Source organism: Paenibacillus sp. FSL R5-0810 (genome assembly GCF_038002285.1).
Taxonomy (GTDB): Bacteria; Bacillota; Bacilli; order Paenibacillales; family Paenibacillaceae; genus Paenibacillus_AQ; species Paenibacillus_AQ lactis.
Genome location: NZ_JBBOCF010000001.1, coordinates 4,512,087 through 4,531,428, shown reverse-complemented (window position 1 = coordinate 4,531,428; position 19,342 = coordinate 4,512,087). Strand labels below are relative to the sequence as shown.

Here is a 19,342-nt window from a genome sequence, read left to right as displayed (position 1 = left end):
ACGATTCTACGCGGCCTATATGCCTATAAATATCCAGTTGTTGGGCGCTTCTTTCTTTACTTTTCCTCGGGCTAAAAGTATGATTGGATATGGAAACGCTTTAATTCGAAAGACCTATTCATCATGAATGACCAAGCCTACCTTTTGTTTCAGGGAGGGATATGAATGAGCCCGGGTCCATCCGATTCCATATATATTCGGCTCGCGATTGGATACGCATTGATCCAATGGATATTGGCCCTGTGGATGCCGGACGCTTTATTGCTTCACCGCATCTTAGCCATTATGGCTCCGATAGCCGCATTCGCGTATTTGATCGGGGTGATTGGCAGTCGGTATGAGCAAGGCCATCTTCGCAGATTTTGGCTTCTGATTGCAGCCGGATTGGCCGGCGATGCAATAGGGCGCATCCTGTATGCGGGTGATGAATGGATTGGAGGGGTGTTTGGCGGATCCATCCGGCTGGCGGAACTGTTCTGGAGCTTGGAAGCTCTATTGTTCGCCGGTGCCCTGATTTACCTGTTCAGACGAGTGCAGGGTCCGCTGCGGGGCGCTCGGTTTACCCTGGACATCATCATTGTTGCGATTACCTTGATGACGGTGGGGTGGGAGTATCTCATTAAGCCGGAGATGGAGAGCGGGACGGATACCGTCTGGAGGTCGGCCGGAGGAGCGATGCTCTATCCGCTGTGCGGAATCGTACTGATGTTCTTTACGCTGGTCGTGTATTTTAACACTAAGCAGCTGCACAAGCGGGCGGTCATCTTCCTGTGCCTTGGTGGAAGCGCATTTGCGCTCGGGGATGTCCTTCGGATCTTTCTTGATAGTTTCATGAACATCGGAGCTGGCCTATATGTATATCCGCTGCACACCCTCTCTGCATGCTTTATCGGCTTTGCGGGTGGACAAACGCTGCCTCGAAGGGGGAGGAGATCCCTATCCGAGAAGAAGCCGTGGCCGGCAGGAACCTTGATCGTACGATATTTGCTGCCCTACAGCGTCCTTGGCGGAATGTTTGCCCTGATGGCCCATCGGTTCGGGGGATGGAGCGGTCTATTTACCGGCTTGACCCTCTGCTTCATTCTCATTTTGATCAGGCAAATCCTGATTCAGGTCGAGAATGACCGCTTGTTCGAAAGGCTGCATGTCAGCCTGCAGAAGAGTGAATCGCTCGCGCACCGCGACGATTTGACGGGCCTGTATAACCGTCGTTATTTTAACGCCAGGCTTTCGGAAGCTTTGGGCGAAGCAGATCGGGCCGGTTTCCGTGTCGGACTGCTGTATATGGACTTGAACCGTTTTAAGCGCGTGAATGACAAGTATGGGCACCGTGCGGGGGATTTGCTGATCCAGAAGGTGGCGCAGCGCCTCCATTCGCTGGAGTCAAAGGGCGTAATCGTATCCCGGCTCGGCGGCGATGAATTTACGGTTATGCTGTATCCGGCCGGAGAGGATCAGGAGCTGATCTGGATGGCGGAGGATATCTGGACGCTGCTGAGCGAGCCCTATGAGCTGGAAGGAACCGAAATTTACACCTCGCCGAGCATCGGGATTGCGGTTTACCCCGATCATGCCAAGGATGACCAGGAGCTGATCGGCCGTGCGGATACGGCGATGTATGCGGCGAAGGAGCGGCATGCCCGGTGGCATTTTGACGTAGAGCAGACCATGCTGCTGCAGCTTCTTCATAAGAAAGCGGATTAAAAGGTGCGATTCCTTTGTCGGATCGTCGAAAGTCAGTTGTTATCGGCAATTCTTGTCGATTTTTGCTATATCAAGAGTCGCTTTAACATAGATATTACGCATTTGCAGTAAAATTAGGTCATAAGTTTGATAGAAATCCATAAAATGCAAAGAAATCATATTCTAAATGCCGATAAAGCATAGTGAGAGCTTGCTTGCCAAGGAGGACGAACATGATTTGCGACAATTGCAGCACCTTTGAAGCGATTGAGGACCAAGGAAGAACCGTTCATATGAAGCCTGCTCGGCAAGAGCTTGTGCGCTTGCTTGCACAGAACGGCTACACGGTGCAGGAACACAATGAGAGTTGTGCTGTGAACTATAAGGAACGTTCCGATCTGATCTCCATTATGGAGTGTCTGCAATCCCTTCCGCGAAATCTATGTGATGAGCTGTCCTTCTGTGTCACTGGAGGGGAAGCTCCGAAGACCCGGCATATTTGGACGCCGATGCAGAGGTTTGAGCTGCAGATGGAGCACTATGATATGGTGAACGTTATATTACATAAAGAATTTACGAGCTATATGCAGCCGATCGTGGATCCGTCCGAGCATATTGTTGCCTATGAATTTCTGCTGCGTCCGCTCAAAGGCGGGATCCCGTTTAAGCCCCATGAGCTGTTCGAAACGGCACGCAAGACCGGTTTGCAGGTTTTTCTGGATCAAGCGGCCAGAACGTCTGCGATTGAAACCAGCGCACAATGGCTTCCGAAGGGCGTGAAGCGCTTCGTGAATTTCCTGCCATCTTCGATCTACGACGCCCAGATGTGCCTGAACCATACCTTCCATACGATTGAACGACTCGGGCTCGATCCCGGGGATTTCGTATTCGAGGTGGTGGAAACCGAGAAGGTCGATGATGTCGGGCACCTGCAATCGATCTTCGAGGCCTATCGCAGCCACGGGATCTCGGTAGCGATGGATGACGTAGGGGCAGGCTACTCCACCTTGGAGCAAATGATCAAGCTGAAACCGGATTATGTCAAAATAGACCGAAGCCTGATCGACGGCTGTGATCAGAATCCAACCCAGCAAAGGCAGCTTGTGACCATTACCCATATGGCTCACGAGTTCGGGGCGATGGTGCTTGCCGAAGGGATTGAAAGACGGGAGGAATTCCATTTCTGCCGGGAAATCGGAATCGAGCTGTCGCAAGGATATCTGTTCGGAAAACCGTCCCAGCGACCCCCATGCGGTCCGGAGCCGCAGCTCATTTAACCAAAGCTAGCCCGGCGGCTTAGCCTGATCATCACAGTATTATTATAGCCTTAGTGAAGATACGGGTCCTGTCCTAGCGTGCCAACGGCAAGCGGAATATCCGTTTATATAAAGGAAGAAGCTCCGCACACAGGTGACGGAGCTTCTTCCTTTTCGTGATAGGGCAGAGAACGGTGAAGTAAATCCTCAGACCGTCCCGAGCATTATTCGTTTCTACAAGCCCTCAATCCTACAATCAGTGGATCCTACAATCAGTCGGTCCTACATGAAGCCCGGGCTGCTTGGGTCTGCCCGAATAAACCGATCAAGCTCGCGGTGCTTTTACCTCGCCACGGCCGGCGATGCCGTATTCCTTACCGCTGACGTTCAGCACGGCAGGCGTGTCGGTCTCGTTAACGATGATGGTTTCCTTGTCGGTCACCTGAACCTTCAGGCGGGATCCGCGGAACATCACCTTGAACGAGAAGGAGGACCAGTGGCCCGGAATGAACGGATTCAGGTGGAGGACGCCGTCTCTCACGCGCAGGCCGCCAAAGCCATGCACGACGGACATCCATGTGCCTGCCATGCTGGTCGTATGGCAGCCGTCTTCCGTATCGTTGTTATAGTTGTCGAGATCAAGTCGAGCCGTGCGCAAATACATCTCATAAGCCTTCTCCTGATACCCGAGCTCGCAGGCAAGTATCGCATGCACGCAAGGGGAGAGGGAGGACTCGTGTACGGTGAACGGCTCGTAGAAGTCGAAATTGCGCCGCTTTGTCTCCAGATCGTACCGATCGCCCAGGAAGAACAGACCTTGCAGCACATCGGCTTGCTTGATATATACGGAACGCAGGATCCGGTCCCAGGACCAATTCTGATTCAGCGGCAGGTGCGCAGGATCAAGCTCCTTGACCGGTACCAGCTCCTTATCCAGGAATCCGTCCTGCTGCAGGAAGATACCGCGTTCCGGATCCTCCGGATAGTACATTTTGCTGATGATGTCCTGCCACTTGGAGGTTTCGCTGCCCTCGAGCTCCAATTTATCGATCAGCTCGGCATAGCGGGAGGCTTCGTTCTCCTTGACGTAGGCCAGAACGTCCAGCGTATACTCCAGCGTCCAGCTGGCGATCCGGTTCGTGTACCAGTTGTTGTTCACGTTGTTCTCATACTCGTTCGGGCCGGTGACGCCCAGGATCATATAACGGTCCTTCGCAGGCACGTAATTGACGCGCTCCTCCCAGAAACGGGAAATTTCCACGAGAACCTCAAGCCCGTATTGGCCCAGGTACGAGAGGTCGCCGGTGTAGTTGACATAGTTATAGATCGCATAGGCAATCGCGCCGTTGCGGTGAATCTCTTCAAACGTAATTTCCCATTCGTTGTGGCACTCTTCGCCGTTCATGGTGACCATCGGATAGAGGGCGCCCTTCGTGAAGCCGAGCTTCTTGGCGTTTTCCTTCGCTTTTTCCAGATGCTTGTAACGGTAGATGAGCAGATTCCGGGAGATGCTTGCATCGGCCGTGCTCAGATAGAACGGCAGGCAATAAGCCTCGGTATCCCAGTATGTGCTGCCGCCGTATTTTTCTCCAGTGAAGCCCTTCGGACCGATATTCAGGCGGTCATCCTCGCCGCTGTATGTCTGGTTCAATTGGAAAATGTTGAAGCGGATCGCCTGCTGTGCCGCCACATCGCCTTCAATGACGATATCGCTCTCTTTCCATTTATCGCCCCAGGCGTCAGCCTGCTCCTTGAGCAATTGCTCGAACCCGGTCTGGACCGCAGGCGCCAGCACGGAACGGGCTGCGTCAAGCAGCTCACCGAGCCCGTGGTTGCGGGAAGTCACGTTAGCCACATATTTATAGACGGTGATTTCATCATCCTGAGCGATCTGAACGCGCAGTCGGTTCGCCGCATACTTTTCCTTCTCTACCAATTCCGCTTGCAGGCTCAGCTTCTCGCCGTTTTTCACAATATCGTAGGACATGACGGAGGTGACGTGGAAATCGAGCTTTTTGGTTTTGACCGTCAGCGCGGCAGAGCCCTGAGAAGCTTCCTTGAACACTTCCAGCCAAAATTTCTCGTCATAGTTGGCATCCTTGTTCTTCACATCCCCATCGAGGTATGGGGTGATCGTCAGCTCACCGCTGAAATTCAGAGGAGTTACTTTGTAGCGGATGGCCCCGATCTCATGACGCACGATGCTTACGAAACGGATCGCTTCCACCTTCAATTCCTTGCCATCCTCCATACGCGCAGTAAAGCGACGGGCGAGGTAGCCTTCCTTCATGTTCAGCTCGCGGACGAAGTCCTTCACCGTGCACTTGGCCAGATCGAGCGGCGTGCCGTCAACTTCAATGCCGATCCCGATCCAGTTCGTACTGTTCAGCACTTTGGCAAAATATTCGGGATATCCGTTCTTCCACCAGCCCACGCGGGTCTTATCCGGGTAATACACACCGGCCATGTAGCTGCCCTGCAGGGAGGGGCCGCTGTAGGACTCCTCGAAGTTGGCGCGCTGGCCCATAAAGCCGTTGCCGATACTGAAAATACTTTCCGAAATTTCATGCGTATGCGGGTCAAAGCCTTCTTCAATAATTGACCATTCATCAAGCTTTAAATATTGTTTCACAATCATCGGCTCCTTTGATTTTAGGAAAATGGTTGCTAATGCAAAAAATATATGGATGATCGCTGCCGGAAACGGCGGGAGAACTGCTTTACTTCTCCTGCAATCCGAGCAGACGGTCCACCGTAAAGCCTTCGAGTGAGGAGATTACCAGATTGGCGCGCCCCAACGTTTCCGGCGATCCGATGCCGACACAGCGCATGCCGGCCCGGGTGGCGGCCTCGATTCCAGCCTCGGCATCCTCGAATACGACGCAGCTCTCAGTCGGTACGCCAAGCTCCCGGGCACCGAGCGTGAAGACCTCCGGGTCCGGCTTAGCCTGCTGGGTTTTCGTGCCGTCGATAATGGCATCGAAGTAGGGAGTTAGCCCCGTGTTGTTCAGAATCAGCATCGCGTTCTTGCTGGCGGACCCGAGCGCGACCTTTATGCCGCGCTCCTTCAGCGACTGAATGAACTCCAGCGCGCCGGGCAAAATTTCCGAGGCGTCCATGGTGGAGATATACTCCACGTACCAGGCGTTCTTTTTCGCGGCAAGATCCAGCTTGGTCTCCTCATCCGGGGCAAGCCCGCCAATCTCAAGCAGGATGTCCAAGGAAGCCATCCGGCTTACGCCCTTCAGTCGCTCATTGTCCTGCTCCGTGAACTCAAATCCCAGCTCTTCGGCAAGTCGCTTCCATGCGATATAGTGGTATTTGGCCGTATCAACCAAGACGCCGTCCAGGTCGAATAAGCATGCGGTGATCGATGACATGCAATTCCTCCTCATTGCGTAAAATCGTTGAAATGCGAATTAGTGCAAACGTTTGAACCAAACGTCAAAAATAAAGGAAGCACTAGGTGGCTTCTTTATTTTACAAAAATTGTTGGTGGCCTGACGGCAATAGCCGCCAAGCTTATGATTTCGGCATCGAGTACATCGATGACTCCCGGATCATCAAGCGATGCGGGATAATATAGCGATGGGGCAAGACCGTCTCGCCATCGTGGCGGATTGACTGGATCAGCGCCTGGGAGGCGGTGTAGCCAAGGTTGTAAATCCCGATGTCCACGCTGCTCAGCGGCGGTGTCGACAGCTCGGTCAACGAAATGTTGTTAAAGCTGATGATCGACACGTCCTCGGGAACCTTGTATCCAAGCTCGTGCAGGCCCCGAAGCACGCCGAACGCCACGATATCGTCGACGATAACGAGCGCGGTAGGGCGCTCCGGCAGATTCATGAAGAAGGACATGGCACGATAGCCGCTTTCCTGGAGAAACTCGCCTTCGACAACCCACTCCTTCCGCATGTCGAGCCCGGCATCGGCAAGCGCCTTGCCATAGCCCTTCATCCGGTCCTGGGATACGATCAGGTTAGGCGGCCCGCTGACAAAGCCGATCCGTTTATGGCCCAGGGAGATCAGATGCTTCGTCGCATCATACGCCGCCTGGACGTTATCCGTATCGACCGATAGCAGGTCCGGATACTTCTCGCTGCGTCCGACCAGGACGAACGGATAATCGTTGGATTTCAGGAAATCGACAACGGCATCATCCTGCCGGGAATACAGCAGAATCGCGCCATCGACGCGGCGGCCGTTCAGCAGCCGTGATACCGCTTCGACCTCCTCCTTCTCATTGCCGCCCGAGCTGATCAGGACATCGTACCCGGAGCGGTTGGCTTGGGCGACGATCCCGCGGATCAGCTCCATGAAGAACAGGTTGAGAAACAGCTCTTCAGCCGGTTTGGGAAGAATGACACATATGCTTTCCGTTGTTTTGGAAACAAGGCTTTTTGCCATAATATTGGGGTGGTAGCCCATTTCCTCCATAATGTCTCTGACCTTCCGCGAGGTTTCGCGGCTGATTCTCGGGTGATTTGACAGCACCCTAGAGACGGTAGAGGGGGATACGCCCGCTCGTTTAGCGACATCTTTAATCGTCACAGACATAATAGGACCTCCAGTGGAACCGTTTGCGTTTTTTTGAAAACAAGAAAAGGGCAGCCGCTGTTTTTAGAACAGAATCAATAGCTCTTGCGCGAGCCGCGGTGCTCCTCTTCATTTCCATGTTGGGTCTGTAAGGCCCCAATTATACAAGGTTCAAGCTGATAATAAGCCGTATTCATGCGATACTTTAAACGGTTTCACACTGTAATATTAACGTTAATCGAAATGCTTGTAAATACGTATCCGGATCCGCCGAGCGCAATTATTCACAAACGCAACAAAAACGAAGATATTTACAGATATCGAGAGAAAACCCTATATTATTTTTGGAAAACTGCTGAAAACAACACAATACGGACTTGTGCAAACGATTTAACAATTTCGTGAAGTGATGTATGATAGGAGAAGTTCGAGTGTTTTACAAAATGATCATAAGCATAGCATGGGCAGTTGGACCAGGCTGTAAAAGGAAATCCGTTATGTTGATCTAAGAATTGTAACCGTTTTATTGGTAGATGTTAGGAAAATGAATTCAAACGTTTGCGCGTTGTTATGAGCTGTAGGCAAAACCGCTCTAACTTTAAGATTAAGGCAAAATTTAAGAATAAGACAAACAGGAGGAAGTGAAGATGATGAAGCAATGGAGCAGCAGGCGATCTTGGGCCGTCTGGTTTAGCTGCGTGGCACTTGTAAGTGTTCTGCTTGCCGGGTGCAGCGGCAGCGGAGGGACTTCGGCGCAGGAAGAAGCCGGGTCGAAGGCGGGAACCGGGCAGGAGCAGGGACAGAACCCCGGCAAGGCTGAGACTGCCCAAGAGCCGGGGCAAGGAGGCGATACGAGCTCATCTGAGTCCGCGCAGGCGGAGGTGGATGAACAGCCGTCCGATGTATACTACGAAATTTTCGTGCGATCCTTCTATGATTCTGATGGAGACGGTGTCGGCGATTTGCGGGGAGTTATCGAGAAGCTCGATTACTTAAACGACGGCAATCCGGACACGACCGATGATCTGGGGATCACCGGCATCTGGCTCATGCCGATTAATCCATCACCCAGCTATCACGGATATGATGTGACCGACTACCGGGCGATTCATCCTGACTACGGAACGCTGGAGGATTTCAAAGCGCTGCTGGCCGAGGCGGAGAAGCGCGGAATCAAGGTCATCATGGACCTGGTCGTCAACCATACAAGCACGGAGCATCCATGGTTCAAGGAGGCAGCCGCCGATTCGAAATCGCCGACCCGGGATTGGTATGTATGGGCCAAGGACCAAGGCAAGAAGCCGACGGGCTCGAGCGCAGCCGGCAGCGGCACCCCTTGGCATGAGTTAAACGGAGCCCATTACATGGGGACGTTCTGGGGCGGCATGCCGGACCTGAACTTCGACAATCCCAAGGTCAGGGAAGAGATGAAGGATATTGGAGCCTACTGGCTGGAGATGGGAGTAGACGGCTTCCGCATCGATGCAGCCAAGCATATTTATGAGGATCTGATGTCCGACAAGGGCGAGGCCACGACAGCCAAAAATACCGCTTGGTGGCAGGAGTTCCGCAGCCGCATGAACGAGGTGAACCCGGATGCCTACATCGTAGGGGAGATTTGGGACAATTCGGCGGCCGTAATTGCACCGTATCTGGATAAGGCATTTGATTCGGGATTAAATTTCGGTCTCGGCGAAAGCATGATCGGGGCCGTGACGAATGAGAAGGATAACAATCTGGCCTTCACGCTGGAGCGGACATACGGCTTGTTCAGCAAGGTGTCGGGAGGCTCATTTTCGGATGCGGCTTTTCTGACCAACCATGACATGAATCGTGTAATGACCCAGCTGAACGGCAATTTGGATCATGCGAAGATGGCTGCGGGCATTCTGCTCACCATGCCGGGCAACCCGTTTATTTACTACGGTGAGGAAATCGGTATGCGGGGAGCGAAGCCGGATGAACAGATCCGCGAGCCGATGATCTGGTCCAATACAGGCAGCGACAAGGGACAGACCACTTGGGAGCCGCTCAAGCATAACCGGGGCGATCAGGTCGAAGGTGTGCTGCAGCAGACGGGCGATCCCGATTCCCTGTTGTCCCGCTACCGTACCTTGATCGCATGGCGCCATGAAATGCCGGCGCTAAATCGGGGAACGATCGAATCGTTTGCCTCCGGCAACGAGAGCGTGATGGCTTACGTTCGTCGGACGAACGACAGTAAAGCGCTAGTCGTCCACAATCTGTCCGGCAAGGAGCAGCGTGTGGAGCTGGCGGGAACGAGCGGCGGCGATCCGTTCAAGGCGCTGGCCAAAACGACGGATGACCGAGCGGCATTAAACGGGTCAAGCTTAACGCTGCCGCCGTATACAACCACCGTGTTGGAGTAGCGTCCGTAAGGGAAGCGGCTACAGTTGCAGCAAGACCCCCGAGCCTTCGTATATGAGGGCACGGGGGTCTTTTTTTATGCTTGCAATTTCGGGATACCTTCATGACTTGCAATTACCGGTACGCTTCTAGGTATCTTGCCGTTAAGGAGTCTTTGCATTCTAACAGCTCCCTCGGCTTGCCAGAGAAAAGCAGCTGCCCGCCGTCCATGCCCGCGCCGGGGCCAAGATCGATGATCCAATCCGCCTGGCGGATGATATCGAGATTATGCTCGATGACAATGACGGTGCTGCCTTGCTCCACCAGCCGCTCGATGACCGATACGAGCTTCTCGCAGTCGGACAGATGCAGCCCCGTCGATGGTTCATCGAGCACATAGATCTCGCCGTGCTTATCCAGTTCCGCCGCCAGCTTGACTCGCTGCCGCTCGCCGCCCGACAGTGTGCTGAGCGGCTGGCCCAGCGTCATATAACCGAGGCCGGTATCGTGCAGGCGCTGCAAAGCGGGGCGGATGTCCTTCTCCGGGAAGAAGGACATCGCCTCGTCAACCGACATCGCCAGCACCTCGCTGATGTCTTTGCCGCGAAGGCGGTACCGCAGAACGTCATCGTGGAAACGGCGGCCCCGGCATGCTTCGCAGACGGTGACCAGCTGATCCATGAAGGCGAGATCGGTCGTGATCGTTCCGGCACCGCTGCAGGCCGGGCAAGCGCCCTTGGCATTAAAGCTGAACAGGGATGCGCTGACATGGTTAGCAGCGGCATACAGCTTCCGAATCGGATCGAAGATGCCGGTATATGTGGCGATGTTGGAGCGGTTTGAGGCATGGATGGCATCCTGGTCGACGATCACCGTTTCCGGATAGCACTGAGGGAGCACGTGGTTGATCAGCGTGCTTTTGCCTGATCCGGCGACGCCGGTGACAACCGTCAGCACCCCGGTGGGGATGCGAACCGTGACATCGCGCAGATTGTGTAAGGCGGCGTTCGAAATCGTCAGCCACCCGGAAGGTTCCCGCACCTGTTCCTTTAACCGTGCCCGCTGCTGAAGATGCTTGCCGGTCAAGGTGCCGGACTCCAGAAGTCCTTCGTAATCGCCTTCGTAAACGATCGTGCCGCCGGCAACGCCGGACCCGGGGCCCATGTCGACGATATGATCGGCCAACCGGATGACATCCGGATCATGCTCCACGATCAGGAGCGTATTGCCCTTGTCGCGAAGCTGGAGCAGCAGCTTGTTCATGTTATGGACATCATGAGGGTGAAGACCGGTGCTCGGCTCGTCGAAAATGTAGGTGAGATCGGTCAAGCTGCTTCCGAGCTGCCGGACCATTTTGATGCGCTGCGACTCTCCGCCCGACAATGTTGCGGTCTCGCGATCCATGGACAGGTACCCGATTCCGACCAGCTTCAGCTGTTCCAGCCGGGTTATGCAGGCGCTTGCGATCGGTGCAGCCTCCGACTCGCGAATCCTCCGCAAAAATGCAATCAGCTCATCCGCCGGCATCCGTGAGCAGTCGGCGATGGAATAGCCGTTGATTTTGCAGGACAGCGTCTCTTGATTGAGCCTGCCCCCTTGACATTCAGGGCACACCGAGCGGGGGGCTACATCGTTGATCGCTTCCCTGTACAGCTGCGCATCTCGGGAATCCTTGCTTAGAAATGACCGCTCGATTCGCGGAATGACGCCTTCATAATAAGAGGTCGGCGGCCATTCCGGCGTCGGGTTTGGCGGCTTGAACCCGGATTGGTACAGGAGCAGGTTCCACTCTTCCGGACTATAATCCTTCAGCTTCCGGTCATTGTCGAATAATCCAGTGGCCGTATACCGCTTCCAGCGGAAATCACCGGGACGAAAGGTCGGGAATCGGATCGCTCCTTCATTCAGTGATTTTTCCTTGTCGATCAGGCGATCGATCCGGATGACGTTGACTTTGCCAAGCCCCTCGCAGCGCGGACACATGCCCTGCGGATTGTTGAAGGAGAAGACGTCCGAGTGCCCGACAAAAGGCTGACCGATCCGTGAAAACAACAGCCGCAGCAAAGCATGGATATCCGTAGCCGTTCCGACGGTGGACCTTGCGTTGCCGCCGATCCGCTTTTGGTTGATCAGGATCGCTGCGGATAGATGCTCGATCGATTCGACATCCGGTTCCCCGTATCCGGGAAGGCGGTGCCGAATAAAGCTGGAATAGGTCTCATTCATCTGGCGCTGTGACTCGGCGGCGATCGTATCGAAGACGAGGGCGGACTTGCCGGAGCCGGATACGCCGGTGAATACCGTAATTCGCTTTTTGGGGATATCGAGACTGACGCTGCGCAAATTTTTATTCTTGGCGCCGATAACGCGAATGACATTGTTCGGATTTGAAGCGTTGCTCTTGTCCGAAATCAAGCCTGGACTCATGCTCGATTTCGTGTTCGAGTTCATGTCTGATTTTTTGCCCGAGTTCATGTCTGAGCTCATGATTCATTCTCCTTTCCGGTTCCAGTCTTTGACCTGCTTACGGGAATAGCATATCTTATAAACATGACAATAATTGTCTACTTATTGGCAAGACCGAAAAGGAGGAGCAAGCGGTGTCCAAAGCCAAGCTGTTGATGGATGTGATTCTGTTCGTCAATGCCAAACGAAGCTTTACCGCCCAGGAGGTCGCCGATGAATTTGGCGTTTCGGTGCGCACGGCGCACCGATATTTGACCGAAATCAGCGATATGGGCGTTCCCTTATATACCGAGCAAGGACGTCATGGGGGCTACCGTACGCTCAGCAGCCGTGTTCTTCCGCCGGTGCTGTTTGATGAGGATGAGGTGTTTGCGATCTTCTTTGCCTTCCAGTCTTTGAAGCGCTACCGGTCACTGCCGTTTGAGCTGAACATGGATTCGGCCGCACGGAAATTGCTGGCGGGGTTTCCCGAGGATGCCAAAGCGATGATCAGCCGCTTGGAATCCGTGCTGGCCTTTTGGAGTCCGCGCCGAACGGCAGGTTCCCCTTATCTGAAAGAAATGATCGAAGCAGCCCTATACCAGCGCGTTGTGAGGATCGGGTACCGCTCAAAGAACCGTACGAGCGACCGGGAAATTCAGCCGATCGGCGTGTATGCCCGCGACGGTCTGTGGTACATGCTGGCCGCCGAGGGGGAGACGGAGGAGCCGCGCTTGTTTCGGGCTGACCGGATCGAGTCCTGGACCCCGACGGACCGGTCGTGGGAGCTTGATATGACGCTGGAGGAATGGCTTCAGGAATACCCGATCCGGCAGCCGGTCCGCCTGTATGCGGAGCTCACAAGAGAAGGGGCCCGGCAATGCGCGAGCATCCCTTGGCTGGAGGATGAGGTGGTTATGCTTGAAGAGCATCGCGGCGTTGTCGACGTGACGGTAGACCGCAGCGATTTTGAATACATAGCCGATGTGTTTCTCAGGCTTGGAACGGAAGCGAAGATCATCGAGCCTCAGGAGATTGTGGATTTGATCCGGGATAAGGCAAGGCGGCTCATCGCCCACTATGATCAGGGACGGTTGTGAGTGGGCTGCAGAGGTGTAGCTCTTCCTTTTTTACATGTTACAATGACAAAAGACAGGTGCCGGAGGAACGAATCGCTGACCCGCACCTTAGCGTTAGCGGCTGGAAGAAGCATTGCCGACATTTTGGTGGTGGAAAGGGAGATATCCATGAGCGCAAGCATTTTATATATCGAGGATGACCGCGATATCGGCGGATGGGTGAGTGATTTTTTGAAGGAAAAGGGCTATGGGGTGAAATGGCTCCAGAGCGGAGAAAAGGCAGTGGAAGAAGCTGCCCAATGCGCGGTTGTCGTCTTGGACGTGATGCTCCCCGGGCTCGACGGGTTTACGGTCGGACAGCGGCTGAAGAAGGCGTACCCCGGATTGCCGATTCTGATGCTGTCGGCCAGAACGTCCATCGACGACAAACTCCAGGGTCTGGAGTTCGCGGACGATTACTTGACCAAGCCTTTCCACCCGGACGAGCTTGCGGCAAGGGTCGAGGTGCTGCTGCGCCGTTCTGCCGTACAATCCGCCGAACCGGTGAGGGTCAAGCATTTGACGGTTTATGAGGGCGAGAACCGGATCGTCAATGAAGAGACCCGAGAGGAAATTTTGCTGACGGGCAAGCAGTATCAAATTTTTATGTACCTGCTTCAGCATCAGGGCCGCGTCATGACCAAGGAGCAGATCTATGAATCGGTATGGGGTGAGTCTTATATCGAGGGGGACAAGACGTTGATGGTTCATATCCGTTACCTGCGCGAGAAGCTGGAGCGGGACCCGGCGTCCCCGGAAATTATCGAGACGGTCCGCGGGCTCGGCTACCGGGTGAAAGCATGAAAGGGTGGAGAGCGAAGGGGCGGTTTCGCAAATCCCTGACGAATCGGTATCTGCTGCTTATTTCGGTGGCCATGATTTTCATGCCGATTCTGTTCCCGCTCGCCTCCGTGTTCTACTGGTTCGTTGCCAACACATTCATGGACGTGCCGCCGCTTCCCGACAAAAAATATGAGAACGGGACCGTATTGGAGAAAATGTGGCATAAGGAAGCAACCCAATTAGAAGGCGCATCGCCGGAGGAGATCGAGCAGAGGCTGAAATCGCTGCGGCAGGCTTATCCTGAAGTTCAGATGCTGTGGGTGGACAGCGATAGTCGAAAGCGGATCGAGCTCCCTGTACAGGAGGATATGCCCGCGTTATGGAGCGCCCAGCATACCGTACAATTTATGAAAAATTCCGTCGGGGCCGATCCGTTCACGGTGGTCGCTTTTATCGGGGATGAGGGAGCGGACGAGGGCTTCATGGTGATGCGGATTCCGAGAAAATATATCAGCGTACAGGATCCGATCGCCAGCGAGACGACCCTGTACGGTTTATTCATGGCGACCATGTCCGGCCTCTTCATCCTGGTGTCCTGGCTGTTCTTCGTACGCATCCGCAAGCGGCTGCTGCGCCTCCGGAACGCAATGACATCCCCGAATGAAGCAACAGGCATCCCGCAGCCGGTCACGTTGACCAAGCTGGATGAGATCGGGCAGCTGGAAGAGGGCTACAACGATATGGTGAGCCAGCTGGAAGAGGGCCAGCGCCGCCAGCGCGAGGAGGAGGAGCTGCGCAAGTCGCTCATTGCGAGCTTGTCGCATGACTTGAGGACGCCATTGACGGTTATACGAAGCCATATTTTCTCTTTGGAGCGGGAGCCGCTCAGCGGGAGGGGCAAGGAATCGCTCTCCCTCATCGAGGCCAAAATCGGCGATTTGGGGGGATTAATTGATAACCTGCTATCCTATAATCTGCTCACGAGCGGCAAGGTGCAGCTAAACCTTGATGCGAAGGACGTTTTGAGACTGGTCAAAGAGAGTGCGGCCGCATGGTATCCGGTATGGGAAAAAGCAGGCATCGAGCCCGACATTGCTCTGCGCGAAGAGCCGCTGATCTGGAATGTCGATGTGTTATGGTTCCGGCGGCTGCTCGACAATTTGTTTCAAAATGTCGTGCGCCATGCCCAATCCGGTAAGTATATCGGCATTTATACCGAGGAACGCCAAGTCGAAGGCGGTGAAGAGACCGGAGCGCTGATCATCTCGGATCGCGGCCCGGGATTCGGCAGCGAGTCCCATAACAAGGGCGCAGGCATCGGGCTTGCGGTCGTGGATTTCCTAGCGAAGGAAATGGGGTTAAAATGCGAGGTTGAGAGCTCCGGCGAAGGAACGAGAATCACCATCTGGAAGCCGGGAAGCGGCGGCGTTTACCCAGGGCAGGAGCTTAATCCCGGAGGGAAGCAGGTCCGGTTTGAAGTGGACGATATGTAATAAGCCGCGACGGCCTGTAAAGCTCACTCGGAAGTTGATGATCGTGATGACGCGCAGCGCCGTGAACAAGACAAATCATTGAGGTGCGAATGAAGGAGCCGGACGTTTCCGGGTCCTTTTTTTGTGCTGTTTGCCGCCTTAACTGCGGCATTTACCTAGGGGAAGGCTAATCCTCCCTTTATTTAAAACAATCTCATAATCCAACGTGGGATATACAAGATCACATCCAGGATCAAAGTCACGTAATTGGAGAAGTTGTCTAGCTTGGTTCTTCCAGGCCAGGTTACCTTTTTCATGCGAATGACCTCATTTCGAATTGAATTGTCGGGCATATATCCATGAACGGGGGACGATAGCCAGCCGACAGTGCCTATAGAAGCCGCACCACTACCAGAAACAAGCACAGCTCGGACCTTAGGCTGTAACATGCCCTTATCCTGTTGGCCAGCGTCAGCTAGCACGCATTCAGTGATTAAGCCCTAAGTGACCATACGTAATGAGGGATTGGAAGTTTCAGTAAATTTTAGATCATCATCAATCGACGAACTAATTATAGGAAAATAAAGCTCTGTATTGCATAATCTCATACCCGCCGCACCAGCGATAGGGGAGGAATATCGGTCTGGAGAAGCGTAGCGTTCGCCTTTAAATCCGGGAAACAACCTTGTTTGGGATCATTCCGGTTTCCCGGATTTAACAGCGATCGGAAGGACGATCCGCCACCGAAGCGCCCTTGTTGCAGGAAGAGTTTATGACCACCACTCGAAGCGGTGGTGGTTGTCCTACCCATCCCCGGCACTGCGATCAAGGGCAGAGCGAGCAACTGTATGAGAGTTTGAGTGCCGGCTCATAGAAACATTGTAAAGCATAACTTGATATTCGCAGGCACCAGCGGAGGGGGAGCGCTCGCCTTTAAATCCGGGAAACAACCTCGTTTAGGATCATTCCGGTTTCCCGGATTTAACAGCGATCGGAAGAACGATCCGCCACCGAAGCGGCCTTAGTTGCACGAAGTAACTGGTTAATGATTTGCAACACGTGGAGTGGAGCGCGCTCTACCCTGATTCGCTTTTTTAAAGAAAATTTAAACTTGCCCCGACCGCCGTTTAACCTTGGCCAAGTACGATGGTTTACGAGGTGATGAACGTGACGGAACTCGTCATTCAAACAAAGGGACTTTATAAAACATACAAAAAACGCGCGGCAGTCGAGGACTTGAATCTGGAGATCGCGCGCGGTGACATTTACGGCTTTCTCGGGCCGAACGGGGCCGGAAAGACAACGACGATCCGGATGCTGCTCGGGCTGATCCAGCCGACGCGCGGAGCCATTCATCTATTCGGCAAGGATTTGAAGAGCGAGAAAATGGACATCTTGCGCCGTACCGGCTCGCTTGTAGAATATCCGTCGTATTATGGACATTTGACGGCGGTGGAAAATTTGGAGGCCATCCGCCGGATCACCGGCAGCCCGAAATCCCGCATTGCGGAAGTGCTGGAGATCGTCTCTCTGACGAAAGAGGCGAAGCGCCCGGTGAAGGGATATTCCCTCGGCATGAAGCAGCGACTCGGGATTGCGGCTGCCCTGCTGAACAATCCGGAGCTGCTGATTCTTGATGAACCGACCAACGGATTGGACCCGTCCGGGATTCATGAAATCCGGGAGCTGATCAAAAACATGCCGCGCCAATACGGCATCACCGTTCTGGTCTCCAGTCATCTGTTGGGCGAGGTCGAGCAGATGGCCGACAAGGTTGGCATCATCCGTGAAGGCCGAATGGTATTCCAGGATTCGATCGATAACCTGATCCAGACGGCTTCCAGCGGCTTCCGCCTGGCGGTGTCGGAGCCGGAGGACGCTCTGCAGCTCGCGCTGGATCTTGGCTGCGAAGGCACGCTCAGAAACCATGTGCTCGAGCTGGAATCAATGCAGGATGCCAAGGTGGCGCTGCTCGTCAAGCGGCTGGTCGAGAATCGGCATGCGGTATATCGGGTCGAGGAGAAGCGGAAGTCGCTGGAGGATATCTTCATGCAAATCGTAGGGGAGGGGAGCCGCCCATGATGGTCCGAGCACTGTCAGCCGATTGGCTGAAAATCCGGGGCAAAGGCATTTGGTTTCTCGCCGCGCTGGGACCGATCGGGCTGGTGGCGATGCAGGGCCTAAACTTCGGACTGCGGTATGACTACTTGATGAAGTCCTATGCGGATGATCCGTGGGGCGGCTTGCTGGAGAACGTACTGTTCTTCGTGCCGATCGCGCTGTTCCTTGGCATCACGCTGGTCTGCTCCCTCATGGCAAACGTCGAGCACCAGCTCAGCTCCTGGAAGCAGCTGCTGGCATTGCCGATTTCACGAACGGCCGTGTTCAGCGCGAAATTCGTGCAGGCGTTCCTGATTCTGTGCGTGTCCTGCATTTTGCTGACATTAGGTACGGCTGGCTTGGGGCTGCTGCTGGGGATGGGCGTCGAGCAGATGCCGTATCTGGATCTGCTGCGGATCGGCTTTGTCCAGTTGTTCGCCGCACTACCGATGCTTGCGCTCCAGCTGTGGCTGTCGCTGACGCTGAAGAATCAGGGCTTGCCGGTAAGCATCGGCATTACGGCATCGGTCGTGTCCATGTTCGCCTTCCAATTTCCGAATTGGATGCCGCTCAAGTGGCCGCTGCTAGCGTATATGGGGCCGGGCGAAGCGAAAGTAATCGGTGCGGGCCTGCTGCTGGGCGTTGTCATTGCTTGCGCCGGGCTGATTCATTTTAACCGGAAGGATGTGGATTGAGATGACGGCCTATACAAGAGCGGTGTCCTGCGAGTGGCTAAAATTATCGAAGTCAAGACTATGGGTGCAGATTCTTATGTGCGCGGCCCTGGTTATGCTGCTTGGCATTGTGGAAGGCTCATCGAATCCGATCGCGCCTTGGGAAGCGCTGGTCGGCATCATGAGCATCCTGCATGCGATGCTCTTTCTGCCCATCATGACGGGGATTTTCAGCGCAATGGTGTGCCGGTATGAGCATTCGGGCGGAGGCTGGAAGCAGCTGCTGGTGCTGCCTGTCTCGCGCAGCGCGGTTTATTTTGCGAAGTTTACCGTAGTCAGCCTGCTGCTCGCAGTCGTGCAGGCACTGTTCCTCGCAGCGGTGCTGGGAGCAGGGATGATCAAGGGGATCGACGCTTCGATTCCGTGGGACATGATGGGACGCAGCCTGCTTGGCGGCTGGGTGGCCTGCCTGCCGCTCGCAGCCTTACAGCTTGGCGTGTCCACGGCTTGGAGCAGCTTTGCCGCTCCGCTGGCACTGAACGTGGTGTTTACGATTCCGAATATGCTCGTGGCGAATTCGGAAACCTATGCGCCGTATTATCCATGGGCTCAGCCGTTTTTGGCCATGATGCCCCAGGGACAGGCCGGCTTCGGAGCGTTCAATCTGCCGTTCGAAAGCCTGATGATGGTGGTGGTCGGCGGGTTCCTGCTGTTCTTTATCGCGGGTCTTATCTATTTTCAGCGGAAGGAAATATAGCTCGTGGAGGACTCTCCAACCGACCGAAATTGCGCAAAACGGAATCTTGCTCGACATGAAAAGAGCTGTTCTTGAGGACGCGTCCTAAGAACAGCTCTTGTTTTTCCATGATGGAAATGAACCCTATGAACTATGCAAAATTCTGTTAAGC

General features: G+C 54.4%; 13 protein-coding genes. 9 read left to right on the top strand and 4 right to left on the bottom strand.

Features of this window, described 5'->3' with window-relative positions:
- The first annotated feature begins 165 nt into the window (after positions 1-165).
- Positions 166-1,704, top strand: coding sequence for a GGDEF domain-containing protein (locus tag MKX76_RS20180; protein ID WP_210094222.1), 1,539 nt, complete (start codon positions 166-168; stop codon positions 1,702-1,704).
- 212 nt (positions 1,705-1,916) lie between these two features.
- Positions 1,917-2,960, top strand: a complete 1,044-nt coding sequence (locus MKX76_RS20175; RefSeq protein WP_028404740.1) for an EAL domain-containing protein — start codon at positions 1,917-1,919, stop codon at positions 2,958-2,960.
- A gap of 304 nt (positions 2,961-3,264) precedes the next feature.
- On the opposite strand, the gene MKX76_RS20170 is transcribed toward MKX76_RS20175, so the two are convergent.
- The 3 genes from MKX76_RS20170 to MKX76_RS20160 all read right to left on the bottom strand — a co-directional run bounded on the left by MKX76_RS20170 (position 3,265) and on the right by MKX76_RS20160 (position 7,496).
- Positions 3,265-5,571 (bottom strand): glycoside hydrolase family 65 protein, encoded by a 2,307-nt coding sequence (locus MKX76_RS20170; RefSeq protein ID WP_213613165.1) that lies wholly within the window; start codon positions 5,569-5,571, stop codon positions 3,265-3,267.
- An 88-nt stretch (positions 5,572-5,659) separates the two neighbouring features.
- Positions 5,660-6,319, bottom strand: a complete 660-nt coding sequence (gene pgmB / locus MKX76_RS20165; RefSeq protein WP_341034522.1) for a beta-phosphoglucomutase — start codon at positions 6,317-6,319, stop codon at positions 5,660-5,662.
- Positions 6,320-6,461: 142 nt separating this feature from the next.
- Complete coding sequence (locus MKX76_RS20160) at positions 6,462-7,496, bottom strand: LacI family DNA-binding transcriptional regulator (protein WP_007130519.1); 1,035 nt, start codon at positions 7,494-7,496, stop codon at positions 6,462-6,464.
- 626 nt (positions 7,497-8,122) lie between these two features.
- On the opposite strand from MKX76_RS20160, the gene MKX76_RS20155 reads away from it, so the two are divergent.
- Entirely contained in the window at positions 8,123-9,865 is a 1,743-nt protein-coding gene (locus MKX76_RS20155) for an alpha-amylase family glycosyl hydrolase (RefSeq protein WP_341034521.1), read from the top strand.
- Between the two features lie 112 nt (positions 9,866-9,977).
- Here the strand turns inward: MKX76_RS20155 and MKX76_RS20150 are convergent, their stop codons facing one another.
- The gene (locus MKX76_RS20150; protein ID WP_341035066.1) at positions 9,978-12,269 is read right to left on the bottom strand and encodes an excinuclease ABC subunit UvrA; all 2,292 of its coding nucleotides are present in this window, start codon (positions 12,267-12,269) and stop codon (positions 9,978-9,980) included.
- Positions 12,270-12,442: 173 nt separating this feature from the next.
- Between MKX76_RS20150 and MKX76_RS20145 the strand changes: the two genes are divergently transcribed.
- The 6 genes from MKX76_RS20145 to MKX76_RS20120 all read left to right on the top strand — a co-directional run bounded on the left by MKX76_RS20145 (position 12,443) and on the right by MKX76_RS20120 (position 19,191).
- Positions 12,443-13,387 (top strand): helix-turn-helix transcriptional regulator, encoded by a 945-nt coding sequence (locus MKX76_RS20145; protein ID WP_028404745.1) that lies wholly within the window; start codon positions 12,443-12,445, stop codon positions 13,385-13,387.
- A gap of 147 nt (positions 13,388-13,534) precedes the next feature.
- Positions 13,535-14,209 (top strand): response regulator transcription factor, encoded by a 675-nt coding sequence (locus tag MKX76_RS20140; RefSeq protein WP_341034520.1) that lies wholly within the window; start codon positions 13,535-13,537, stop codon positions 14,207-14,209.
- Positions 14,206-15,681: a sensor histidine kinase gene (locus MKX76_RS20135; protein ID WP_210094219.1), complete on the top strand. Its 1,476-nt coding sequence runs from the start codon at positions 14,206-14,208 to the stop codon at positions 15,679-15,681. Before MKX76_RS20140 ends, MKX76_RS20135 begins: the two co-directional genes overlap by 4 nt.
- 1,140 nt (positions 15,682-16,821) lie before the next feature.
- On the top strand, positions 16,822-17,742 hold the full coding sequence (locus MKX76_RS20130) for an ABC transporter ATP-binding protein (protein ID WP_285852511.1): 921 nt from the start codon (positions 16,822-16,824) through the stop codon (positions 17,740-17,742).
- Positions 17,739-18,455 (top strand): ABC transporter permease, encoded by a 717-nt coding sequence (locus tag MKX76_RS20125; protein WP_007130511.1) that lies wholly within the window; start codon positions 17,739-17,741, stop codon positions 18,453-18,455. Before MKX76_RS20130 ends, MKX76_RS20125 begins: the two co-directional genes overlap by 4 nt.
- A 1-nt stretch (position 18,456) precedes the next feature.
- Complete coding sequence (locus MKX76_RS20120) at positions 18,457-19,191, top strand: ABC transporter permease (RefSeq protein WP_007130510.1); 735 nt, start codon at positions 18,457-18,459, stop codon at positions 19,189-19,191.
- Positions 19,192-19,342: the final 151 nt, after the last annotated feature.

Coding starts and splice junctions, on each gene's coding strand:
- MKX76_RS20180 (WP_210094222.1), top strand. CDS start 166: ATGAGCCCGGGTCCATCCGATTCCATATATATTCGGCTCGCGATTGGA.
- MKX76_RS20175 (WP_028404740.1), top strand. CDS start 1,917: ATGATTTGCGACAATTGCAGCACCTTTGAAGCGATTGAGGACCAAGGA.
- pgmB (WP_341034522.1), bottom strand. CDS start 6,319: ATGTCATCGATCACCGCATGCTTATTCGACCTGGACGGCGTCTTGGTT.
- MKX76_RS20160 (WP_007130519.1), bottom strand. CDS start 7,496: ATGTCTGTGACGATTAAAGATGTCGCTAAACGAGCGGGCGTATCCCCC.
- MKX76_RS20155 (WP_341034521.1), top strand. CDS start 8,123: ATGATGAAGCAATGGAGCAGCAGGCGATCTTGGGCCGTCTGGTTTAGC.
- MKX76_RS20150 (WP_341035066.1), bottom strand. CDS start 12,269: ATGAGTCCAGGCTTGATTTCGGACAAGAGCAACGCTTCAAATCCGAAC.
- MKX76_RS20140 (WP_341034520.1), top strand. CDS start 13,535: ATGAGCGCAAGCATTTTATATATCGAGGATGACCGCGATATCGGCGGA.
- MKX76_RS20135 (WP_210094219.1), top strand. CDS start 14,206: ATGAAAGGGTGGAGAGCGAAGGGGCGGTTTCGCAAATCCCTGACGAAT.
- MKX76_RS20130 (WP_285852511.1), top strand. CDS start 16,822: ATGAACGTGACGGAACTCGTCATTCAAACAAAGGGACTTTATAAAACA.
- MKX76_RS20125 (WP_007130511.1), top strand. CDS start 17,739: ATGATGGTCCGAGCACTGTCAGCCGATTGGCTGAAAATCCGGGGCAAA.
- MKX76_RS20120 (WP_007130510.1), top strand. CDS start 18,457: ATGACGGCCTATACAAGAGCGGTGTCCTGCGAGTGGCTAAAATTATCG.